We start from the raw sequence: 21,401 nt of genomic DNA on the forward strand, positions 1-21,401 counted from the left end.
ACCGGGGTGTTTAGGATTCCGTATTCAGGGAAATTCGTGTGCCGACTGTCGAAAGAAGGATTCTCGGGTTGGGGGTTCGCCCAGCCACTGCGCCCGGATCAATGCATCTTGGGATTGAGGCTTTGTCGGCTTTTTATCGGCATCGTATACAGAAATCGTATTGTGCATCGTTGACACGATTACCGCATTAGATGGAACGTCAAAATTAATTTCCCAATGCATAATTAACGAAGTCGGGCATATCGAAGTCTTTTCTTTTGCCTATAGTGGGATACCACGCCGGTGCTTGCCGAAGCAGAGAATGACCGTCATTCAGCATTAAACCGACGAAAGTTTCAACGATAATACGGCTGCCTACTCGACCGAGTTGCACCGGTGTATCCTCTTCGCCGCCTTTCTCAAACCAGTCGTGTTGCGATTCGGCGAGTACGTAGTACCATAAAGGCGCCTTGCCGACGAAACTCGGAAACTTGCGTGCGAGATCGTCCATGCTATCGAGCTTTTTATAATCATCGGCGTTAGTCGCCTTGCCGATTTTCAATACGTGGTCTGGGAGCGCCTCAAGTCCCATCGCCCGCGCAACATCCTGGCCGGAAGGCAACCCCATCGCCATGCCGCGCAAGAGATTACGTAAAGCCAAATTCGGTATCTCTTTACCATCCAAAGGTTTAGGCTGAAGCTGCGCAATATCGGTTAACGGCGGCGCTGGCGTCGACATGTCGATCTTGGAAAACTCCGCCAAGAAAGCTAACGGATTCACCAGTGAAGTATCGATTTTATATGCGGGTTGCGTGCGATCCTTGCCGATACGACTGTCTTTGTTGCCGGTGAGGTCAAAGAACAAGTTCCAGTCGATACCCCATTCCTTCGGAAATTCATCAAAGCCGTTCAAACCGCGCTGCTTGAGGCCGGCAAAAATGAATTGCCGACCGTCAATACCTCGTTCACGTTCATTAGGTTGAGTATCATCGGGATGATTACCTCCGCTTAGTTGAGTATTCAAACGGTAGATCGGACGCACCATCGAATGCCCGAAACGGTAAGCGGCTGCCGAAAATTCGATCGGCATAAAGGCTTCGTTCTTCGGTTTATAAAACAAGAGCCGCGGCTTATCTTCAAAAATGGATCGCCCACTAGCCAAATGCGGCAATACGCTTTCGATAATGTCTCGGCGGGCGACTTTATAGAGGAAATCGTGCAGTACGACATATTGGTAATGCCAACGGACCAACCGCTGAATTTCACTGAAGCCAATGCGTGAATTATCGTCGGCTAGCCGGTTGTGAAACTGCAAGAAAACCGAATGTAATTGGCTGACAATCACATTTTCATCGTTGCGCTTATCGCCGATCAACGCGCGATTATGTACTGTACCGTCTGGATCAACCCAGCGATGACGAGGCAAATCATGTGCAATGGCTTTGCCGTTTGGTCCTTCCAATAATTCACGGCCGAGTTGAAACTTGCGCCCATTACCCTCGTACATATAAGGTTGATCATCCGGCCCCCGGCCGTAAAGGCAATCAAGATCGAAACGCGGAGTACGGAAGTCCACCAGAGCATCGACATCATTGCGTTTCTGCAGACTGCTAGCGGGATCGAAGGTAAGGTCGTGATCGATAAATTGCCCGAGATAAGTATAACCGGCATCGATACCGCTGTTCTCCTCATCATCGTGCAGGCGGGTCGACTGATTTTCTTCGCTCGGTGCGAAAGGAAGGTTTGTCCCTTCTGCCAATTCTGGATCTGAAGCCATTCCTCCTTCGTCATGTCCATTGCCGGCAAGTTGGCGCAGCGCCTCTTCCGGCCACTCGGCGGCGGGCAAATTACGGAATATACGCCCGAAACGTCCTTCTGCCTGGGAAGAGCGGCGATCAAAATCGGCTCCGCGGACAGCGCCGTGCGATGAGTTTTTCTTACCGGGTAAAGTCTTCATAAAAATCCTCCTTTTCTAAATTAAAAATCGATCCTGCTTGTATTGAGGTTACCCATACATAAAGCGAAACGTGGACGAAAAAGCTGCTGCAGCCATTTCGCGGTATGAGAGATTACTATGCTGCGATTCAATAAATAACTAAGACTGCCGCTCAAACTCAGGTGGCAATGTTATTTAGAACGCGCTCATCGTTGGCATATGGCTCAAACTATACTTTTACTTTAAAACGTACATGTTCAGTTGCTTATAAGCTTAAATAAGGAAGGTTGTTTTTTTGGAGATATAGATCTTTCTTTCCAAAAATTCTTTCCCAAAATCATCTGCTGTTGTTTCCTTATTTGGGAGATCACGAAAGATGAATTTTAATGAAAAAATACCTTAGACTTTGATGAGGCAGAGTTTATAGCGAATGTCTCTAGAATGATACTCATAAAGAATGATATAGAACAGATAAAAAATGGGGATATAATGTATTTATTTTTTCCTTTGTCTATGATCTATTTAATCACGACAAGTAATTTACCTATATTACAAAGGCTGAATATTTATAATAGTTACTTAACGGAAGCCGAGGCGAGGGAATCGATTAACTGATATGGAATAGCTGTTATATAAATTGGAGCGATCGCGTGCGGACTAGAGCATTTTAAGATCGAGTGAATAGCAACTTCCGACCCTGGCGTCGTCGAAGGTGTTTTGCAGCATGGGAGAACCTGATGCCCAGAGCCTATTCGATGATTTCGCGGATCGCCTTCTGCTTCGCCCAGGCTGACGCGACTTTAACAAAAACTATCCGCATCACCGGCATCCGTAAATGCCGTCGAAAAGCTTGAAAAATGTCAGGGTTCCGGTTTAATAGAGAATAAGCGGATTACTTTTTGTTTTACCTTAACCATTTCGGGAAGACCACTATGAAAAAACGAAGCATCGTCAGTCTGTTATTGATCGCTTGGGGCACAACCGCGCTGGCCGACACGATCGGCTCCGTAGATACCGAATTCAAGCTGATCGGCCCCGACAACAAGATCGTGATCGAGGCATTTGACGATCCGGAAGTCGCCGGAGTGACTTGTTACATCAGCCGGGCGAAAACGGGCGGAGTTTCCGGGGCCGTCGGCGTCGCTGAAGATACTTCCGATGCGTCGCTGTCCTGCCACCAGACCGGCGCGATCAATCTCGACCCTAAGATCAAATCGGGCGATCGCGACGGCGAGAACGTGTTCAAAAAACGCACCTCGCTGGTGTTCAAGTCGATGCAGGTAGTCAGATTTTTCGACAAAACCCGCAATACCCTGGTTTATATGGTCTACAGCGACCGGGTATTGAAGGGCTCGCCGAAAAACAGCGTTTCCGCCGTACCGATTCAAGCCTGGCGCTAAATTCGGACGCGATGAAGCGGTTCGGGGGGATCGTATCGAACCTGCGGAAGGACTTGCGGGTCTGATAAAACAGGTGACAGGCTTGCGGCGCGGCAGCGCAAACCGCTTCGCGGACGGCAGCCGGTTGACGACGTTCGGGTTGTTTTCCCCGATGGATTTTTCCGGAACGGGAACGCTTCCATTGCAGGGTAGGAAAGAGCGATGAAGTTCAATACTGGAAGATGGGCTACGGTGATTCTCCTGAGTTTGCTGATGCTCGGCTGTTCGAGCATACGGGCTAGAACCGACATTGTTGATCAAGACGATAAATGGCGGGTTTATCCCGGCGTTCGGCAGGATGTGAACGATTTCGGAACACTAATGAAAGGCCAGCCTTTGAAAACCGATGAGGAAGGTGTGCAGCCGGGATGGATCAACGGGATTGTCGGCTTCATTCTGGCTTTCGATCTGCCTTTTTCGACCGTTTTCGATACGGTTGTGGTGCCTTATGACCTCTATCGCATTTACAATCCGGAAGCGTTCCGTAAAAACGACCGTGCCTCGACCGATAAATGACGTGCTTTCTAAGGTAGCGATAGAGGCACAGGGCGAGTCCCAGAGCATGAAGCGGAGTCCCAAGTCCTTTGTATCAGGGACGATTATCCGGCGATAGCAGGGAAGGCCAATCGTTTCACCTGGATCGGCAATTAACCCCGAATTCCTGAATTTCCTGCGGATTCAATTCGCAAAATTTGCGTTCAAAATGGGTTTTGGTAAAGTTGAGTACGAAATTAAAAGTCGCGTCGCGTTTTCCCGGTTCCTTGCAATCGTAGAACTCCTCCATGCAAACCTTTTTATCCGGCCTCTCGGGTTTGCGCAGGTCGCTATGCGATCCCGTAAGCGAGAGGCGGGTGTCGTAAACCTGCCCGGCATCGAACGAATAAAATTTCTCGCGTTGCCATAATATTTCGCTGGGACCGAAATCCGAGTCCATGTCCGCCACAAAGGGCTCGGCGCTGAAGCGGCTGAAAGTGTAAGGACCGATATTCGGGGCAAATGGCGGTCTTTGCAGGCCGTTTAAGTCGGCAAGCATTTTCCGGCACCCGTTGTCGTTAGAACAGGCAGGGTTGCCGAACGGCTTTCTTGATGAGTAGTAGTCTTCCAGTCCCCATAAGTTCGCGCCAATCCAGCGCCCGGCCGCCAAATGGTTCAGGCCGGTCTTGCCGAGACCCGGCTTGTTCAGCCGAAACAGCCCCTGCCCGGATTCGTTTCGATACAGCATATTGGTCGGCAGGAAAAAATCCACCGTATTCGCCATCCCTTTGGCGATGCTCTGCCAACCGAAGCCCGAAACGGACGGCGATTCGTAGAGGCCGCCCAACGTACCGGTCTGGACATGATGCCAGAAATCCCAGGGTAGGTTGATCAGACTGTAAAATGCCTGGCCAACCTGCGTATAAGCGAGGCTATAGGCGAGATCCAGAGGGCCGATCGCCCACTGCAACAGGTAGGTCGGCAGCTTGAGCCACCGGTTATCATTTTGAAAATAGAATTGATCCAACTTTTTACTGGCCTGGTTTCCCATTTGAGTGATTTGGCTATTCAAAATCGCCTCGCGCAGGCTGAATAACGCGCCGTTCGCGTAGTCGCTCGCGCTATAAACGATCGCCTTGCGCGGAATGAACCGGAGCGTCTGCGTCGGCGCGAAATGGACGATATCGACCGGATAGGATAATTCGCCCGGATGGAAGGCCGGGTTGAACAGCACCAGCGAATCGATCGGCGTTTCGGCAGTCTGCTCGTACCATGCCTTTAACAAAGGCGGCTTATCCAGGCCCTCGAATGCAACTTCGAGTTCTTCGAACGGCTTGCGGTGCCCCGTGAGATCGCAGATTGCCAGGCTTTTAAGCCGTTCGTCCGGAGCGCTCCCATTCTTACCGCAACCGGCCAGAAATTGTTCCGGGTGGGCGGCGATCGATTCCAACATCCATCGTCTGATGGCTTCCATTCCGGCTATCGTGACCAGTTTGGCGCCATAGCTGTGCCCGACCAGATGCAGGCGGGTTTTCGCCATCGAAACGCAGACATCGTCGCCCGGATCGAGCGGATCCGGCATCTGGCAGTCTTTTCCCGCTTGAACAGGAGCGTCCGGCGGGATTTGCTTCTGTTTAATCAAACGGTAGAGCAGCGCCGACACCGGAACATCCTCGCCCATGATGGCATCCGCGTCTCGAATCAGGCCGGTGTTGAAATAGCCGTAAGCGTTTTCTTTCCAATCCACGCCCAGGTAATCGTTGGGATAATGCGGGCCCAATGCGTTTTGCGAGGCATTCAGGCTTTGCTTCCAGGCACTGAGAAAATGTAGGGGGACTTTGTCGATCAGGTTGGTAAAGGGTTCCGCGGCCGAATCCATCCCGAAAGGCAGGATCGCCTTGACCATATTGGTGGTGGGCCGGGTCGTCGAAGTCCAGGTGACGAAGATGAAATACGGCTGGAAGGTCGAAGGCGGTTTTTTATCCCGGATGAATTGATCGATCCGCTCCAGGTAATTGTGATAATTGGCGATTGCCAGCGGCAGAGTATAATCCCAGCCGTGCGAGATCAGATAAATGTCGCTGATCAAAGGTTTGTTCACCGCCTTTCGCCATTTCAACTCGGCCAATAGATCCTCGACCGGATGGGTCAACAGGCGGTGGTCGCCGTTGTAAATGGCGAACGTATAATTGTGCCCGCGCACCGTGTAAGATTCTTTTTTATGCGGCTCGTAGGGCGGCAGATGTTTTTCTGCGCACCCCGTAAGCGACAGCAGCAGCACCATACAGCAGTTTATGACCAGGGCGAGTCGGAAAGGCGAGTCCATGCATTCTCCTTAATTCCAAAACCAAAACCGGTTTCAGTCATATGACAGTAGAATGGCGGATGGCGTTGCCGTTTTTTTGAGGTTCGGGACGACTTTTGGCAAATCGGCAAAAATAAGGATTTAGGAAGAGGGCGAAAGGAAGCGCCGAAAGTCCCGTTTTAGCCTGAGGGCGAAAAGTTGGAAATAAAGATTTTCGATATATCTTTCCTGATCCGCGGAGAATTAGGTTAGGATTCGGCTCCAAATCACTTCTCCGCCCAAGCTGCCAGGTTTTAAAAACCCGGCAGGTCTACCACCCATACCCGGAAGTTAATATCGGCCAAATCTTTAGATCTTCGGGAAGGCCGTCAGGCGCTTGTCCAGCCAAGCGACGGTTTCCTCCAATACCTGCGCCGATTCGGCCGGCCGATGATTGAGCAGTTCGTGCTTGAAACCGGGATAAACGACTAACGATTTATCCTCGCTCCCCAGCCGCGCGTACAAGGCCTTTGCGCCGGAAAGGGCGGCGATCCGGTCTTTGCCGCCGTGGCAAATCAAAGCGGGCGATGCAATACGGCCGGCGTGGCGCCCGATCTGCTCGCGGGCCAGGGTGAACTGATTCAGCCAGCCGAGCGTGACGGTAGAGAGGCGGTAGGGGTCGTGCTTGAAGTCGTCGATTACGCGGGGATTATCGGTCAGTTCGTTAAGGTCGATCAGGGAAGGAATCCTGAGCCGCGGCGCGTATTTCGAGCATTTTTTGGCTAAAGCGCCGCCGTAATCGGCAAGCCGGCCGACCAAGTGCAGCGGGCAGGAAAACACCAGCACTCCTCGGATGGCTTGCGGGTACTGCAGCACATAGTTCAGCATCACGATCGAACCCATGCTGTGCCCGAACAGAAAGAGCGGACGGGCCGCTTCTTCGGCGGCGACCTGCGCGATGAACTCTGCTGCATCGTCGACGTAGTCCTGAAAGGCATCGACATGCCCGCGTTTGCCTTCGGAGCGGCCGAAGCCGCGTTGATCGAAGCCGTAGCAGTAGTATCCGTGGGCTGCGAATGCCTGAAAAGCCGGCTCGTAGCGGCCGATGTGCTCGCCCACGCCATGCAGAAACACGATCGACGCTTTCGGCGAAGCCGCCGGGCGGGCCGTATAAAAAAGGGACAGGCGGTCCCGGGTCTGAAAAAATCCCATTTTTACGAAGTTTCCGTGGAAGCGAGCTGCGCTGGATTTAAGGAAGCGGTATGCAGCGAGGCCCGGCGGGAATTGCCGGGCCGCAGGAACGGCAAAAGCGGTTAGCCATAATCCTCCGAAGTCTCGCGTTTTCGGGCCTCTTTCGCTTTTTCGCTGGCCTTGTAAAGGTCGATCGAAATCAGCGCGAATACCCCGGCCCACAGCTTCGAGGCGATGTCCTGGCCGTATTGAAAAAAACCGAACGAGCCCGGCGCACCGTACGGTAAGAAGATAAAGAAATACTCCACGACAAACCAGACGGGCGGCAGGATGCCCCAGGCGACCAGCAAGAGATACTTGGATCTCAAGGTGTCCTGTTTATACAGTATCCACAGCGTGACGGCCACCGCGAACAGGCCGAAAAAAATAAAGGCATAAATGCCGATCTGTAATGGTCCTTCATAAACCATTCGCATTCCGGGAGCATCGTTGTTCATCGGTTTTACTCCAGTCGATTAGCGCCGACATCTCGGCGAGGATTGGCGGAAATCAAGCGATATGCACCCGTCTCAATGCGCGCTTCCGTTCAGGTGCCGCTCGATCGATTCATATACGTTAAATTTTTCGAAAAGTTGCTGCACCGGCAGAGAAGGCGGCAGGGTTTCGTAACCGGCCGGCCAATTATCCCAGCCGTACCCCCAGCGCCAGGGCGTCGGCAGCCAGGGCATCCCGCCCAGCCGGACGCCGGCATAGACGATGTTCCCGAGTCCGTTGGCCTTCGCGTTCACGCAACGCATCAATTCCCGGTCCGCGTAATCCCGGTCCCGGCCGCTGCCGCCGCACCAATACGCGATGTCATGCGCAATGCAGCAGGCAGCCCAGGTTTCGTCCGGCCAACGCGAGCAGCCGTCGGTCGTGAAAATGAAATCGGGCTGCGTAGGAGCAGCGGCGCGTTTTTCCCGGCAATAGGCTTCCGCGAGATCTTCGAGCGAGTTCCGCGCCGATTTGTTTTTGGTGTAGGGCTCGATGGATAACCGGGACTCCATCGACGTACAGCCCGCGGCCAGAGCACTTGTCAATAAACCGATTAGCGGCCGGCGGTAATTCGGCAAGCGGAAACGGCGATTTTTCATTTGCATGCTACCGATCCTGATTGATTTCATCGATTCACCGGCTCCTATCCTAACGCATAAGCATGGCGGATGCCACTGCAGTTAAGCCGTTATCCCGAAAGGCGGTGTGCAATGGGATTGTGTTTTGAGTAAATATCCGCCGGCTTTGCCGGGCGGATATTTACTAATGCCCCAACGTTTTGAATAGCCGCCGTCATTCGGGGGCATCGTCCAGATCGTGTGCACATGGTCGGGCAGAATGACCAAGGCATCCACATGAAACGGCAAGCGACCGAGGCAATACCCGATCACCTCCCGCAAACAATCCCGCGCCCGTTCGTTCGCCAGAATCCCCGCCCGCCGTTCCCTCATTACGGTAAAGAAAAACGATCCGCCCGAAACATAATATCGGCGATAATTGAGCAAACCGACCTCCAAAAAATGAATTCAACCGTAGGGCGCATGGCTGAGTAGGATGTTCCAACGTAGGAGGCGCATCGATGGGGATTCACTCGACCGATGCGCTTCGTTCCTCAGCGCATCCTACGAGCTGAAAAACCATTATTCAACAGAAAAAACAATATGACCCGTTATCGTCGATTTTAAACGCCGGGCGCCACATGGTTTTTTACGGTTAATCTTGCGCAACGGCGCGATAATGCTTTATTGATCGATAAGATAGAACCGCTGCGTCAGGCATTTCGTCACGTTAAACAAAGACATCCATTTCATATCGATGCGATTGTGGTGTTGCCCAACCATTTGCATTGCCTCTGGACATTGCCCGAGGACGATGCAGATTTTTCGACCCGGTGGAATTTGCTCAAGGGGCAATTCTCCCGCTCTGTCGAAAAAGGCGAACGGGTTTCGGCAAGCCGTATCGGCAAAAGAGAGCGGGGAATATGGCAACGTCGGTTTTGGGCCCACCTGATCACCGATTAAGGAGATTTCAACCGGCATGCCGATTATATCCATTGGAATCCGGTAAAACACGGCAAGGCCAGACAAGTAGCGGAGTGGCCTTATTCCAGTTTTCATCATTATGTAAGACTCGGCGTTTACCCCTCGACATGGGGCTATGCCGGCGAGTTTGATTTTGATGCCGGAGAATAAAATTGTTCTTTGATTTTGATACCGTGTAAGAAATTGTTATAGGATGGGCTGACGAAGGAAGCCCATCGTTCGCGATTGAATGGGCTTCGTACCTCAGCCCATCCTATGGTCCTATGGTCTTCCCATCCGCCGGCTGGGAATGCGTTAAAAATCGATCCAATCGGTTGGCAAAGTTTTGAATCTCCCGCGAACTCAACGCCGCCGGCCCGCCGGTTTCGATGCCGCTGGATCGCAGGCCGTCCATAAAGTCGCGCATCGCCAGGCGCTCGCCGATATTGTTCTGGCTATAGGATTCGCCGCGGGTATTGATGACATGCCCGCCTTTGGCGATGGCTTCCGCGGCAAGCGGAATGTCGCCGGTTACCACCAAGTCGCCAGCCGCCATGCGCTTAACGATCTCGTTATCCGCCACATCGAAGCCGCCGCTGACGCGCAGCATGCGAATGTAACGCGAAGGTGGCACCGGCAGCGATTGATTCGCCACCAGCGTCGTCGTTATCCGACACCGTTCCGCCGCTCGAAACAAAATATCCTTGATCGCCTTGGGACAGGCATCGGCATCTACCCAGATTTGCATGATGAGTCTGAAATTGAAAGATTTAGGGAATGGATTATTTTCTTTGTCTGTGGATTGGCCTTATTCAAGTTTTCACCATTATGTAAGGCTTGGCGTGTATCCCGCGGCATGGGGCTATAACGGCGAGATTGATTTGGACGTCGGCGAATAATCAAGCGCGATTTCAATACGATGGGCTGACGAAGGAAGCCCATCGTTCGCGATTGATGGGCTTCGTACCTCAGCCCATCCTATAGGTCTAGCCGATGCCGGCAAACCGCCCCAGCTGATCATCGGTGCGATGATGCGCAAGCTCGTCCATGTCGCCTTCGGCGTCTTGAAATCGGGAAAAGCCTTCGATCCGGCTCTTCATAACGCTTGACGCGGATAACAGTATCTATGGGTCTATAGGTCTATCTTTCTACCAATTGATTGACCTAATAATCCTGTCGGAGCATGTGGGCTAATATTAAATAAACCAAGAGCTCTATTAATATTTGAAATTCCACCTGAATCTGGCTTTTTAGAATATTCTTCGATTAATTTCTGGTTTTCTTGACTTAATCGAGTGTTTTCACTTTTAAGCTGATCTTGCTTTGATAATAACGAGGCAACACCAGCTCTATAAACGGGAATTAGCGCTTTTCTTACTTCATCCTCGAGCTCTGAAACTGTAGAAAAATATTTCGGATTATGGGTTCTTGAAAGATTATTTTTAAACTCATCCAATAATACTTTATTATCAACAAGATTTTCCCTAGTTTGCTCTTTAAAGAAAACAAGAATATCTTTTCGCATTAGCCTAGCCTGTAAATATTCCCATTTTGTAATACTGTGATTTTTTGAACCTGTAATTTCAGGAATTATTGATCCATAGCGATGACCAACAATTAATATAATAAAATCACTTTCGTTTATGCCCTTCAAAATCTCTTTTTTAGAGTTATTATTAGATGCTGGCTTTATATCTAAAGCATTAACGTTTAAATTATACTCTTGCAGTATCCCAGCAACAGCTTTCCGTTCTTCTTTAAAATCAAGAAATGTAGAGCTTATAAAGGCTGATGGATGTGAGGTATTACGGTTTATGTTCATTCAGTCTCTCCAATATGATAAATAATTTTTTAGCTGAATGCTAAACATCACCCACACTTACTCTCCCCGCAATTCAAGCAAGTCATACACCCATCCATTAACACCATCGCCTTGGTGCTGCACTTAGTGCAGAGCACGGCCTTTTCGGGAAACGCCTGGCCTTCAGAGGCGCCGTGCAGCGCTTCGAACTCGCGGCGTTTCTCGTCGATCAGTTTTTTCTGATGATCGCTCAAGCCTTCCGGCTTGATCATGCCGATGTGTTTCATATGGGATTCGATCGCGTAGCCGATTTCGGCGACCAGTGAAGGCATGAACACCCCGCCTTTCTTGAAATAGCCGCCGCGCGGGTCGAATACCGCCTTCAGCTCTTCCACCAAAAATGTGGCGTCGCCGCCTTTCCGGAATACAGCCGAGATGACCCGCGTCAACGCCAAGACCCACTGGAAATGCTCCATGTTCTTCGAGTTGATGAAGATTTCGTAGGGGCGGCGCTCTTCGTGCTCGGTACCCTGGTTCAGGATGATGTCGTTGATCGTGATGTACAGCGCGTGCTCGGACTGCGGGGTCTTGATCTTGTAAGTCGAGCCGACCAGCACTTCCGGGCGCTCGAGGTTTTCGTGCATACGCTCGACGTCGCGCTGCTTCGCTTCCGTAGCGGCCTGTTCGGCGGCGGCTTTGTCTTCCTGGGTCAGCACTTTGTAGCCGACGATTTTTTTGCTGATTTTGTGTAAAGTCATGGCGGTATCCTCAATCAAAACTTGCCGTAGTAGCCTTCTTTCAAGGCATCGAACAGGTTCGCGGCGGTATGGATTTCGCCGTCGTATTCGACCTCTTCGTTGCCCTTGAATTCGACGACGTGGCCGTCTTCGAGCGTGAACTGGTAGGTGGTGTTTTCGAGATCCTTTTCCTTGACCAGGACGCCCTGGAACACTTCCGGATTGAAGCGGAAGGTCGTGCAGCCTTTCAGGCCTTTTTCGTAGGCATATTCGTAAATCGACTTGAAATCCTCGTAAGGGTAGTCGGTCGGCACGTTCGCGGTCTTCGAGATCGACGAGTCGATCCATTTTTGCGCCGCGGCCTGGATGTCGACATGCTGCTTCGGCGTGATATCGTCGGCGGCGATGAAATAATCCGGCAACTTATGGCCCGGATCGTCGCTGTACGGCATCGCGTTCGGATTAACCATTTCCCGGTAAGCGAGCAGTTCGAACGAATACACGTCGACCTTTTCCTTCGATTTTTTGCCGGCGCGGATCACGTTGCGCGAATAGTGATGCGCGAAGCTCGGCTCGATGCCGTTGCTGGCATTGTTCGCGAGCGACAGCGATATCGTGCCGGTCGGCGCGATCGAACTGTGGTGCGTAAAGCGCGCGCCGGTCTGCGCCAGCTCGGCGACCAAGCCGGGTTCGGCGTCGGCCAATTGCTGCATGTAGCGGCTGTATTTCGCGTGCAGCACCTTGCCGAGGATCTGGTCGCCGAGCTTGTAGCCGTCCGCGATCATTTCCGGTCGTTTGTGCAGCATTTCGCCGGTCACCGTGAACAGCTGCTCCATGATCGGCGCAGCACCTTTTTCCTTCGCCAATGCCAAGCCTTCCTTCCAGCCTTCAACCGCGAGCACCTTGGTCACTTCTTCGGTAAAGCGCAGCGATTCGGCGTCGCCGTATTTCATGCCGAGCAGGGTCACCGTCGAGCCGAGGCCAAGGTAGCCCATGCCGTGGCGGCGCTTGCTGAAGATCTCGTCGCGCTGCTTAGACAGCGGCAGGCCGTTGATTTCGACCACGTTGTCGAGCATCCGGGTGAAAATGCGCACCGTCTTGCGGTAGGTATCCCAGTCGAAATGCGCTTCGGCGGTGAACGGCTTGACCACGAAGCGAGTCAGGTTGATCGAGCCGAGCAGACAGCTGCCGTAAGGGGGCAGGGGCTGTTCGCCGCACGGGTTGGTTGCGCGGATGTTTTCGCAGAACCAGTTGTTGTTCATCTCGTTGACCTTGTCGATCAGAATGAAGCCGGGTTCCGCATAATCGTAAGTCGAGCTCATGATGATGTCCCACAGGCGGCGCGCGGGCATCGTCTTGCTGATCCGGCAGGCGACCAGGCCGTCATTGTTCACGATATAGCCTTCCTTGCCGGGCAGGTCGCGCCAGATGATCAACTTGCTGTCGCTGAGGTCCAGTTTGTCGGATTTAACTTCCTTCTCGGTGACCGGAAACGACAGCGCCCAGGGCTGGTCGTTCTTGACCGCTTCGACGAATTCCTTCGTGATCAGCAGCGACAGGTTGAACTGGCGCAGCCGCCCGTCTTCGCGCTTGGCCCGGATAAACTCGACCACATCCGGATGGCCGACGTCGAACGTTGCCATTTGCGCGCCGCGCCGACCGCCCGCGGAGGAGACCGTAAAGCACATCTTGTCATAGATGTCCATGAACGACAGCGGTCCCGAGGTATAAGCACCGGCACCGGACACATAGGCGTTCTTCGGACGCAGGGTCGAAAATTCGTAGCCGATGCCGCAGCCGGCTTTCAGGGTCAATCCGGCCTCGTGCACTTTCGCCAGGATGTCGTCCATCGAGTCCGCGATCATGCCGGAGACGGTGCAGTTGATCGTCGAGGTCGCCGGCTTGTGCTCCAGCGCACCCGCGTTCGAAACGATTCGCCCGGCCGGAATCGCGCCCTGGCGCAGCGCCCACAGGAATTCCTTGTAATATTTTTCCTGTTTCGGCTTGCCGATTTCGACTTCGGAGAGCGCCTTCGCGACCCGTTGATACGTCTCGTCCATCGTCGCATCGATTGCCGTGCCTTCTTTGGTTTTCAGGCGATATTTAGTGTCCCAGATATCGAGCGAGGCATCCTGAAAAGGAATATCGGTCACGTTGTTGGGGATGACATGAAGAAGTGCTGTCATGGCGATCTCTCTGTTAAGTCCGTGGGTGAAGAATAATAAATGACATTAAATCAGCAAGTTAGAAGAACAAAAGATATGCTGAAAAATGTCTATATGTGGATATTTATATTTATATTACCACAATATATTGTGTTTGAAAGAGGGTGAAAAGGAAAGTTCGCGATCCCCGGAACGGAAAAAAAATCTCCTTGAAAAAAGACTTTTAGAATCAAAGAGGGAATTGAATAAGTTCGGAAAAGGCGAACGAAAAAGACTTAAGACGGATCCGGTAAAGCCGAAAAAAGACCGCACCGGCTGCGCTCGGGACAGTAAAAAAAATAGAGCAGAGTACTTGCAATAATATCTGGATAGGTTATTATACTGGGCTCACGGAGAGATGGCTGAGTGGTTTAAGGCAGCGGTCTTGAAAACCGTCGTGGGTTTGTAGCCCACCCAGAGTTCGAATCTCTGTCTCTCCGCCATTCACTCTATAAAAATCAATAACTTGTATTGATTTTTAGGTTTTTGCCCTCCGCTTTACCCACCCAGCAAAGCCTGTATTGATGCGGATAGCACGGGATAATCCGATTGCAATCGTTGCCGATTACTCTGGATGCAAGTTCTATATATTCCATGCCGGAATAAACTAATTTCTTTTTGATTTTCAAAAACGAGGAAGGCCGGTGATTTGAGTGCGGGTATCTACTGTAGTTGCGGCAAACCATCCTTGCGAAACTTCTAAGGCAAACCTCACCGGTTCGCGAGCGCAGTGTCTTTCCAATTGAAGAGGGTTCATATCGGCTATATTCGCGATACTCCCGTTATCCCGAATGAACGCGACGGACAGGGGGACAAGAGTGTACTTCATCCACATACAGACAGGTTGGACGGTAGGAAAAACAAAAAGCATGCCCTGACTGGGGTTCGGCACCAGACGGAACATCATTCCGCGTGTTCGAGTCGTCTCGTTATCGGCTACTTCAACCTGAAGTCGGCTGAAGCCTATATTTAATGTCCGTTCTTTAAATTCGGGCGAGAAAACAAGAAAAGCCCACCCTGTGACGACAAGGCTTATTATCGCCATGGAGGCAACGCCGAAAAGCCGTTTAATAGAAATCCGGCCATCCCTGGCCCTCAATAAGCGATCCATTCGATTCCTTGCCTTTGTTTATTACTCTTCTACCTTTTTTTACTCCTTCGAGTCAGAATAAACGCTGCCGTTCCCACCAGAAAAAGCGGTAGGATTTCGGGTTCGGGGACTGGAACCGTCTGAGCCAAAGCGGGAAAAGCGGGAAGTAGGGTTAAAGCCAGTGCGGCGATTTTTTTTACGGTCATCATAAATGCTCCCAAATGGCAACAAATGGCGGTGCCAAAACGCCGGGCGCGCTGCACATGCCCGATCTACTTATACTCCCATTACGAAGTATCTACAACTAAAAATCAGGAGTGGTCGTTATCAATCAGAATTGAAAAGTTTCTATTGGGTTGAACGGAGTGATTCGTTTGGGGTCGCCAAGTCGGCCTGCAAGAGAATCCGCGCATTATCAAATTTCCGTGCCTTACCTTTACCTCGGTTAATGAGGGTGAGTACACTGCTCCGCATCTGTCAATATCACTCGATAAAACTTGTCCACCATTGCCTTCTCATCGTCTTGTCCGGTCATCCTGCCTACTTTTATAGCGCCGACAGGGGGGGGATGATGCTGCACTAGAATTCTTCGACAAAAAACCGGCTATTGAATAATTGAGGGAGAAAACTTTTCAAATTTGTTTCCTCCCCATAATCTTGGAAAATTTTGCAAGCCGATTATCTAAGTTGCGGTTGCTTTTTCCCGCTTTTTTACAAAAGCAATTACCTATTAGAAGGCCTTTTTCCGCTTTCTACATCAACTTGGGTTTTTCTCAGCTTTTCTCGGATGACTTCTTCTCGTTCTTCTATTTCTTTTCCTATTTTCACTTCCTCCACGACGCGGGCTTCTTTACTCACTACCGGCACTTCAGCATGTTCGGTCAATTCAATCGACCCTTCCTTAAAACTTTGTAATTCGGCTTCGGTAGCGGGTCTATCGACAGGGTGCTTTTCTACATATACATGTTCCTCGCGGAGTCTAAGGCTTTCTTCGACCGGTCGTTCGATGATCTTGCTGCGCAGCCTTATTTTGCCGGTTTCCACTTCTTTTTTTCCTACTTTTAATTGCTCTTCAATAATCGGAACGGCATTTTCATCTGTCTTTGACCCAGCGGCTGATCTGCCCGGCGCGGCCGTTTTTGCCGCATACAGTTCGGTACTAGATTTTTCTTGGATACCCGTTTCTTCTCCCACAGATTCAGCGCAAGGCCTTTCTTCGGCGACGATTTTTTCTCTACCAGCCTGAGTGACAGGAGGGGTTTTTTCGGCACATTCCGCGGTACCCAGTTTTAGCGCTTCCTCCGTTTCTTCGGTGAAAGATTCCTCTGAGGCGGCGATTTGCTCTCTACCCGACTCGGACTCGGCGACAGGCCTTTCGTGCGCGGAGGCTCGATACGCGCCGGCCCGCTCGTCCATATCCACAGCGCCTGCCTCATCAAGAATTGCTGCCGCTTCTCTTGCTTCATGTTCTGATTTGGCATGAACGGTGACAATGGCTCCACTACGGCGTGCGGCTTCGGAATAGGGTGTGGACTCGCCTTTACCGAATAAAACCGTGAAAAAATTGCTGACCCTCTCGTCGGTTTGGCCGGCTTTATTGATGGAAATATCAATATCTGCCCGTGTGAAGCCGTGAATTAGCAATTGCTGGACGGCGTTTGGCGCATCGGAGGGGTTATCGAATATGCCTACTACTGTTTGATTCATAACGTTTACCTGCTAAAACAATTTCTGGATTAATGAGAATCGTCAGCTTGCATTCGATAAGTCGAATGGGAGCGGCCGATATCGATCCACTCAACGCTTACTGCTTCCTTCCTTAAATTGATCGATTCGGTTGTCCGTTTTTGATGCTGGCGTTTAATCAGGCGCAATTCTTCGACTAACATCAGGCGCTTTTCAACCACCGCCACTTCCGCGACGATCGGTATGATCATCGTTTCACCTTCATACCGAATTGCGGGCGGCAGGGAGTCGATTAGCTGGTTGATGGGGACTCTTTCTACCTGTATCTCTTCACGCACCAGAGGCACCGTTAATATTTCCTGCTGCGCTGTAACCTGTTTCGAAATACGCACTGTTCCGGTTTCTACAGTATATTTGTCAATATGTAGCCGTTCTTCAATGACAGGAAGGAACGCTGGGCAATCTTCTGTCGCTTGCTCTTGCTGATGTAATGTTCGGCGTGAATTGTGCTTTTTCATGACTTTGAATACGCTGCGAAAAAATAATTAATCGATTAGTAAAGCACATCGAGGTATGTACAAAAAATTCGTCAGCGCCATACTGGGGGTCTTTTGTCGAATCAACTGTCCACTAGACGTAAAAATTATTTTTTGAAAAATAAGCCTTAAGTTAATTTTCTGATTAGAAGTTCAGACTACAACAAGCGCCATGGGATTTATGTTCGGTATTGAACGCAAGCCATGAATTAATTTCCGTTGTTCGCTCAAGGATAATATCGAAGTAAAGCCAGAGTTCAGGGTTAACTTGCCGAAATATTGATGGGGGGCGGATTTTCTATCGGTTGCATTTATGTGAGGACAAAAGAGAAGATGATTCAGAGGAGGAAAGGATTCCGGTGAGTGTTGCCGCTTGCCGTCGTCAGGCCCAGGCTTTAGTACACTTTCTGGCATCATCCCTGCAGTCTGGATCCAGGCAGGGGCTGACGATGAGGGGCTTATTCGAGGGTACCGGCAATGCAGCAGTACTTGTTGATCCGATGAATTGCGAATACAAAAGCGCCCTTGTGCACTGCCTGAAGGGCGAGAAGGCATCAAAAGCCTCCTAATTGAGTTCCGGAGTGGCGTTCTCTTCTTCAAGAGCAGGCGAGCGCTTAATCAAATTTACCATAATCCACCAGCTCAATTTCAAAAACATCGCTCCCGCAAAAACGAATAAAAGCCCTGCCTGGTACATTTCCCGCCACATGGTTCCTTTTCTAAGATAAGGAATCACAAGAGAAGCATCGGCGAGCCTATGCAAAAGCAATGCTGAAGCGATAAAAACCGTAATGCCCGCGAAAAACTTTTTACCGGTCAGAAACAATGGAAAAAACGCCAAGATAGGGCATAGCACTAATAGCAGGGTGGTCGCTTTATTGATTAGATTCGTCAATAACGGATCCTGCATTTGGGATAATTTTTCTTGCGTTTGACTGCGCACCTCAATCGCTTCATCGTGCAACAGCGGAGCGATATGGGGAAGTGCCGCTTTACCTTGTAATTCTACCAGGGCGTTCATTGCGCCCACCCGTATGGCAGGGTTCTTATCTTTCAGAAAATGGATGATTGTCGGGATAGCTTCTTGCGCCTGTAACTTCGCTACCGTTTCCAGCGCCGCCAAACGCACTTCGATTTCGCTATCCCGCAGGAGCGGAACAATATTGGGAATTGCTTCTATCGCCTGTAAATCTTTTAATGTAGCGACTGCGGTATAGCGGGTATTTTTATCGCTGCTTTGCAAAAGAGGAAGCACGTGAGGAAGGATATTTTTTTCAGAAATGCCTTTATTTTCATTGCGGAGTTCTTTTAATAATCCCATTGCTCGAATTCGTACCCGATCGTCGCTGTCATGTAAAAAAGTAACGAGGCGAGGGATTAATTCTTCTTTTTGCAGTTTCGATAACGAGTTTACCGCGTGAAGACGGACATGGCCGACATTGTCTTTGAGAAGCGGAATGATGCTGGGTACGGCTGCTTTTCCCTGAAGATCTTCCAGCGCGGATATTGCATTGCTGCGTACTTCGAAATCGCTGTCCTGCAAAAGCGGAACAATACCGGGAATCGCTTCTTTTGCCTTTATTTTAGTTAACAGGGCGAGGACGGCAGAACGAATCTTCGCATTGTTGTCGCGCAGAAGCGGAATAATTCCCCGAACCGATTCCTGAGCACCCAAATCCTGCAATGCCTGCAACGCACTCAAACGCACAGCGTCATCCTTATCCTGCAACAACGGCATGACTGCAGGAAGCGCCGCTTTCCCTTGCAACAGGCTCAGCACTTCGATGGCTCGAATGCGTACATTGCTCTCATTGTCTTTCAACAGCGCGGTAACTTCAGGAATTGCTTGTTTCCCTTGCATTTCCTTGAGCGTATTTAAGGCCTCCATACGGACATTGCTGTCGCTGTCCTTCAAGAGCGCTGCAATGTCCGGAATGGCTTCTTTGGCTTCCAGATGCAATAGCGCGGCCATCGCATCAATGCGTGCCTTGCTGTCTTTTTGTTTCAACAAAGGAATAATGCTGGAAATCGCTTCCTTAGCGCGAAACTGCACCAGGACTTTTATGGCTTTATCGCGCACATCACTGTTTATGTCCTGCAATAACGGAATAATGCCGGGCACGGCTTGCTTTGCGTTTAATTGACCTAACACTTCAATGGCTGCATCCCGTACATAAGCTTCGCTATCCTGTAAAAGCGGAGTAATACTGGAAATCGCTTTCTTATCGGCCAGTTGCTGCAAGAGCTCTAATGTCTCGTTCCTGCTATTGCCTGATGTTTTACTATATTTCTTCTGATTTGAGGCCACAGGTAAGATATGCTGCTTTTTCTGCGGCGGCGTTAGTACTTTTTTGTTGGACTTGATTTTTCTTTTGTCTTCCTTTTTTCCGGTCGAGCATTGCTTTACGGGGCCGGAAGATCGGTTAGAGCACGGCGATATTTGTTTAGCTGCAACAAGAGCATTTCCGAATAAAAAACCGATGAAAAAAATAAAATAAAGTATTATTTTCATATTTCTCTAGAAACTCTCTTTATTCCATGGGTGTGGACGGGTCAATAACTTGATTGAATGGGGTTTTTTTATTATACGCCATTGCTCAATTCTGTTTTTGCCCCTGCGGTTTATAACCCGACCTCTTTTTAGGTCCGCGCTATCCGGCAAAAGCCCCCAACGTTGCTACTTATTGTAGAGAACGAATCCGGAAAGCCGGTATGGACTTTTGTATCAAAACACGTATTTGTTTAGACGACTTTCCAAAGCTGTGCTGATCGACACACGAATTAACTCAGAAACATTCCCTTAGGGCGTCCACCGCACCTCTATAATTGTCCCGCTTTTTTTCCAGTTCGCGAACGGTATCGGGATTTGCAGGCGAAATCCCGCCGGGTAGGCAATGGAAAGCGCTTGATACCAGGAGTACGGTGATTTCTTCCGTAACAGGGTTATCCGACTTCGCCATCAGAAAAAGCGCTTGCTGCATAGTCAGCAAAAATCCCTCGCGCTTCCGGCCAGGCCCCCGCTTTTCCTCTATGAACGACCTGAGGCTTCCGTCCATGGTCAATGCCTGAATGTGCCGCATGATAAACCTCCTGATTGATCGGGGGTGTTTATATCCCAACACTTTGGCGAGGGTAACGTCGGGGATCATCAGTTCATCATATTCTTTTACAAATCTAAAACCCAGCTCTTCGATAAGCCTATCACGGGCGGCTCTTGCTTCATTAACCACGGCCGTGTATTCGGTAGGGAACAATATGGCCTTATGGCTGAGGTCCAGTTTTATCTTGTCCTTATCATTCATGCCAAAATTCAATAGTGGATTATTAATCCATTGATTATTGGCATGACTTAAAGTTTCTTGCGGAGCCATCCGTCCTCCGGCCCAAACGGCATTGCGAGGGGATAAAGGCTTCGTCGATTGCTGCGAGTAGCGGCCGAAGCGAATTTGAGGATGCGGCGTTTCGGTTCTTGGCCGAAAGCCGCCTTGCAAAATGCGGAACCGGAGTCCGAATTTTCATGCTGTGATAACAAGCAAGCTCCTGTAAGCGCTTAGGCTAATGAAGCGATATTCATTGCCAAGTAAGACAATTGGCTTTGAATTGGCGACGACCGAGGTTATCTCGGCCGCGGTAATCATTGGAAGCGGTTTAAATAAGCGAAATAATCGTCCTGCTGCTTTTCGTTTGCGTCGATCTCCAGGATTTTTACTTTGCAGTAGTGCTTGGGAGGTTCCAGTCCCAGTCTTTCCAGGCTTTGAATTTGATGGGTAATGGTGGCCTTCAAGGCTTCCAGGGCTTTTTCCTCGGTCGACCCGTTGGCTATGCATCCGGGGATATCCGGACTATATGCCGAAAAACTTTTTGTTAAACCTTTGTTGGTTGGTTGTATTATCGCTAATAGTTTCATTTTTACTCTCTCTAATTCGAAAGCTCGCCGTTAAAAATATCCTTTCCTATGCGAATAAATCGATGCATTCCTTTTTTATTTTT

General features: G+C 50.3%; 20 protein-coding genes, 1 tRNA gene and 2 pseudogenes. 6 read left to right on the forward strand and 17 right to left on the reverse strand.

Features of this window, described 5'->3' with window-relative positions; all coding sequences use genetic code 11:
* Window positions 1-205: 205 nt before the first annotated feature.
* On the reverse strand, window positions 206-1,936 hold the full coding sequence (locus JJL52_RS10225) for a peroxidase family protein (protein ID WP_202052316.1): 1,731 nt from the start codon (window positions 1,934-1,936) through the stop codon (window positions 206-208).
* A gap of 911 nt (window positions 1,937-2,847) precedes the next feature.
* Here JJL52_RS10225 and JJL52_RS10230 point away from each other — a divergent pair.
* Together JJL52_RS10230 and JJL52_RS10235 are read left to right on the forward strand one after the other, a co-directional pair.
* On the forward strand, window positions 2,848-3,315 hold the full coding sequence (locus JJL52_RS10230) for a CreA family protein (protein WP_202052317.1): 468 nt from the start codon (window positions 2,848-2,850) through the stop codon (window positions 3,313-3,315).
* Window positions 3,316-3,516: 201 nt separating this feature from the next.
* Window positions 3,517-3,870, forward strand: coding sequence for a YceK/YidQ family lipoprotein (locus tag JJL52_RS10235; protein WP_202052318.1), 354 nt, complete (start codon window positions 3,517-3,519; stop codon window positions 3,868-3,870).
* 115 nt (window positions 3,871-3,985) lie between these two features.
* Here the strand turns inward: JJL52_RS10235 and JJL52_RS10240 are convergent, their stop codons facing one another.
* From JJL52_RS10240 to JJL52_RS10260, 5 genes are all read right to left on the reverse strand, one after another.
* Entirely contained in the window at window positions 3,986-6,154 is a 2,169-nt protein-coding gene (locus JJL52_RS10240) for a hypothetical protein (protein WP_202052319.1), read from the reverse strand.
* A gap of 327 nt (window positions 6,155-6,481) precedes the next feature.
* On the reverse strand, window positions 6,482-7,324 hold the full coding sequence (locus JJL52_RS10245) for an alpha/beta hydrolase (RefSeq protein WP_202052320.1): 843 nt from the start codon (window positions 7,322-7,324) through the stop codon (window positions 6,482-6,484).
* A 101-nt stretch (window positions 7,325-7,425) separates the two neighbouring features.
* A complete protein-coding gene (locus JJL52_RS10250; protein WP_202052321.1) occupies window positions 7,426-7,800 on the reverse strand; it encodes a hypothetical protein in 375 nt (124 codons plus the stop codon).
* 72 nt (window positions 7,801-7,872) lie between these two features.
* A complete protein-coding gene (locus JJL52_RS10255) occupies window positions 7,873-8,442 on the reverse strand; it encodes a hypothetical protein (RefSeq protein ID WP_202052322.1) in 570 nt (189 codons plus the stop codon).
* Window positions 8,443-8,517: 75 nt separating this feature from the next.
* Window positions 8,518-8,841: a transposase gene (locus tag JJL52_RS10260; RefSeq protein WP_202052323.1), complete on the reverse strand. Its 324-nt coding sequence runs from the start codon at window positions 8,839-8,841 to the stop codon at window positions 8,518-8,520.
* A 156-nt stretch (window positions 8,842-8,997) separates the two neighbouring features.
* On the opposite strand from JJL52_RS10260, the pseudogene JJL52_RS21785 reads away from it, so the two are divergent.
* Window positions 8,998-9,528: pseudogene (locus JJL52_RS21785) on the forward strand (REP-associated tyrosine transposase).
* 103 nt (window positions 9,529-9,631) lie between these two features.
* Here the strand turns inward: JJL52_RS21785 and JJL52_RS10270 are convergent.
* Window positions 9,632-10,105: a YaiI/YqxD family protein gene (locus JJL52_RS10270; RefSeq protein WP_202052324.1), complete on the reverse strand. Its 474-nt coding sequence runs from the start codon at window positions 10,103-10,105 to the stop codon at window positions 9,632-9,634.
* Window position 10,106: 1 nt separating this feature from the next.
* Between JJL52_RS10270 and JJL52_RS10275 the strand changes: the two genes are divergently transcribed.
* Together JJL52_RS10275 and JJL52_RS21355 are read left to right on the forward strand one after the other, a co-directional pair.
* On the forward strand, window positions 10,107-10,256 hold the full coding sequence (locus JJL52_RS10275) for a hypothetical protein (RefSeq protein WP_202052325.1): 150 nt from the start codon (window positions 10,107-10,109) through the stop codon (window positions 10,254-10,256).
* An 87-nt stretch (window positions 10,257-10,343) separates the two neighbouring features.
* Window positions 10,344-10,466 (forward strand): annotated as a pseudogene (locus JJL52_RS21355) (IS110 family transposase); the annotation flags it as partial.
* A gap of 23 nt (window positions 10,467-10,489) precedes the next feature.
* On the opposite strand, the gene JJL52_RS10280 reads toward JJL52_RS21355, so the two are convergent.
* From JJL52_RS10280 to JJL52_RS10290, 3 genes are read right to left on the reverse strand one after another with little or no spacing between them, the layout of a single operon-like run.
* The gene (locus JJL52_RS10280; RefSeq protein WP_202052326.1) at window positions 10,490-11,179 is read right to left on the reverse strand and encodes a DUF4062 domain-containing protein; all 690 of its coding nucleotides are present in this window, start codon (window positions 11,177-11,179) and stop codon (window positions 10,490-10,492) included.
* A 47-nt stretch (window positions 11,180-11,226) separates the two neighbouring features.
* Window positions 11,227-11,916, reverse strand: coding sequence for a TSCPD domain-containing protein (locus JJL52_RS10285; RefSeq protein WP_202052327.1), 690 nt, complete (start codon window positions 11,914-11,916; stop codon window positions 11,227-11,229).
* Window positions 11,917-11,930: 14 nt separating this feature from the next.
* Window positions 11,931-14,081, reverse strand: coding sequence for an adenosylcobalamin-dependent ribonucleoside-diphosphate reductase (locus JJL52_RS10290; protein ID WP_202052328.1), 2,151 nt, complete (start codon window positions 14,079-14,081; stop codon window positions 11,931-11,933).
* 370 nt (window positions 14,082-14,451) lie between these two features.
* Between JJL52_RS10290 and JJL52_RS10295 the strand changes: the two genes are divergently transcribed.
* Window positions 14,452-14,542 (forward strand) — tRNA-Ser (locus JJL52_RS10295).
* Window positions 14,543-14,724: 182 nt separating this feature from the next.
* Here JJL52_RS10295 and JJL52_RS10300 read toward each other — a convergent pair.
* From JJL52_RS10300 to JJL52_RS10330, 7 genes are all read right to left on the reverse strand, one after another.
* Entirely contained in the window at window positions 14,725-15,210 is a 486-nt protein-coding gene (locus tag JJL52_RS10300; protein WP_202052329.1) for a DUF192 domain-containing protein, read from the reverse strand.
* Window positions 15,211-15,239: 29 nt separating this feature from the next.
* Window positions 15,240-15,398, reverse strand: a complete 159-nt coding sequence (locus JJL52_RS21790) for a PEP-CTERM sorting domain-containing protein (protein WP_202052330.1) — start codon at window positions 15,396-15,398, stop codon at window positions 15,240-15,242.
* 514 nt (window positions 15,399-15,912) lie between these two features.
* A complete protein-coding gene (locus JJL52_RS10310; RefSeq protein ID WP_202052331.1) occupies window positions 15,913-16,896 on the reverse strand; it encodes a YsnF/AvaK domain-containing protein in 984 nt (327 codons plus the stop codon).
* A gap of 29 nt (window positions 16,897-16,925) precedes the next feature.
* Entirely contained in the window at window positions 16,926-17,393 is a 468-nt protein-coding gene (locus JJL52_RS10315) for a YsnF/AvaK domain-containing protein (protein ID WP_202052332.1), read from the reverse strand.
* A gap of 583 nt (window positions 17,394-17,976) precedes the next feature.
* Complete coding sequence (locus tag JJL52_RS10320; protein WP_236994184.1) at window positions 17,977-19,923, reverse strand: HEAT repeat domain-containing protein; 1,947 nt, start codon at window positions 19,921-19,923, stop codon at window positions 17,977-17,979.
* A 274-nt stretch (window positions 19,924-20,197) separates the two neighbouring features.
* Entirely contained in the window at window positions 20,198-20,782 is a 585-nt protein-coding gene (locus JJL52_RS10325) for a hypothetical protein (protein ID WP_202052333.1), read from the reverse strand.
* A 263-nt stretch (window positions 20,783-21,045) separates the two neighbouring features.
* Window positions 21,046-21,318: a type II toxin-antitoxin system HicB family antitoxin gene (locus JJL52_RS10330; protein WP_202052334.1), complete on the reverse strand. Its 273-nt coding sequence runs from the start codon at window positions 21,316-21,318 to the stop codon at window positions 21,046-21,048.
* Window positions 21,319-21,401 lie beyond the last annotated feature (83 nt).

Origin of the sequence: Candidatus Methylomicrobium oryzae (assembly GCF_016745425.1) — a bacterium.
Classification (GTDB): Bacteria; Pseudomonadota; Gammaproteobacteria; order Methylococcales; family Methylomonadaceae; genus Methylomicrobium; species Methylomicrobium oryzae.